At 63.7% G+C, this 1,380-nt stretch carries 3 protein-coding genes; all 3 read right to left on the bottom strand.

Annotated features, from left to right (window positions below; all coding sequences use genetic code 11):
• The coding region (locus HP499_RS24280; protein ID WP_172326577.1) for a helix-turn-helix transcriptional regulator at positions 1–451 on the bottom strand (451 nt) is incomplete at its 3' end.
• Positions 452–562: 111 nt separating this feature from the next.
• On the bottom strand, positions 563–991 hold the full coding sequence (locus tag HP499_RS24275; RefSeq protein WP_172326576.1) for an ankyrin repeat domain-containing protein: 429 nt from the start codon (positions 989–991) through the stop codon (positions 563–565).
• The coding region (locus HP499_RS24270; RefSeq protein ID WP_305849769.1) for a folate-binding protein YgfZ at positions 988–1,380 on the bottom strand (393 nt) is incomplete at its 5' end. The genes HP499_RS24270 and HP499_RS24275, both read right to left, overlap by 4 nt.

Here is a 1,380-nt window from a genome sequence, read left to right as displayed (position 1 = left end):
AACCCTTTGCCGTCACAACGGTTTCGGCGCTGAGCAGGAAGTCAAGGTCGGCGGTCAGCGCCACAACCCGTTCCTCGAGGAGTTCCATCACCACGCCCGCAGGCAGGTGATGCGCCTCCGCAATGGCGTGGGGAAACAGCGGATACTCGTTTACGGGAGTGGACAGCATGGCCCTGAGCCGGGCATCGAGTGCCTGGTGGCCGGCGTCTGTGATCCGGTACGTAGTCCTCTCGGGCCGGTTGCCTTCCCGCTCAGTTCCCAGGGCCTCTACCAGTCCGCTCTCATCAAGCCGGCCCACTGCGTGATACAGGGTGCCGGGACGGACCTTGACCAGCCTGTCCTCATGACGGGCCATCAACAGTTGATACATCTCGTAGGGATGCATTGGTTCCTCGGCCAACAGGGCCAAGGCTGCGACGCCCAAGGGCGTCAGATCGGAAATCCTGGGCACAGTGGTCCCTTCCGCAACGTATATTCCACCAACAACTATTCCACGTGGAATATAAGGGCGCAAGTAAGCCCGGCCGCCTCTGCGACCGGGCTTACCAGGCTAAGAGTCTCCTCAGCCCAAGAGGGCCAGAATTTCGGTTCGCGCGAACATGGCCGCAGCCTCGCGCGCGGTGGGGGTTCCGGCGTCGGGGTCTGCTCCTGCGTCCAACAGCACCCTGGCCACGCCGGTATATCCCTTGAAAACTGCCCCTGCAAGGGGCGTCTGGCCGCGGTCATTGGCTGCATTGACGTCGGCGCCGTGGTGGAGGATCAGCTGAACAGCTTCCTCGTGCCCGTGGTAAGCGGCCAACATCAGCAGGGAGTCCCCCGCTGCGTTGGTCAAAGTGGCAGGAGCACCTGCGGCCAGGTAGCCACGCAGCAACCCGGTGTTTCCCTCACGGGCGGCATCGAACAGTGCGTGGGCAAGTGCCAACGTTTCGTCATCGGCAGCTGCCTCCGGGCTCGCGGGCCCGGAACCTTCGGGCTGGTTCGGGTGGCTCATCGGTGGGGTCCCTTCAGGAATCCGGTCTGGCGCCCGACAACCTGGCCGGCGTCGGGGGCGACGATCACTTCCTGGGCAGCGACGTACGGTTCCTCACCATCCATCACCGTCAGGGTTTCCTCAGCTGAAACGGACCTCTTCACCACGGCCAAAGCCACTGGCCCCATCTCGAAGTGCTGCGCCACCGATGTCAGAGTACCCACCTTGCGCTCCCCGGCAAATACGACACTGCCAACAGCCGGGAGGGTGTGCTGGGAACCGTCCAATTGCAGGAACACGAGGCGGCGCGGCGGGTGCCCCAGGTTGTGGACACGGGCAATGGTCTCCTGGCCCTTGTAGCAGCCCTTGTTCAGGTGTACCGAGGTCCGCAGAAGATCCAGCTCATGGGG

This window comes from Paenarthrobacter sp. CM16 (assembly GCF_013179505.1).
In the GTDB taxonomy this organism is placed as follows: Bacteria; Actinomycetota; Actinomycetes; order Actinomycetales; family Micrococcaceae; genus Arthrobacter.
This window is presented reverse-complemented; position numbering and strand designations above follow the sequence as displayed.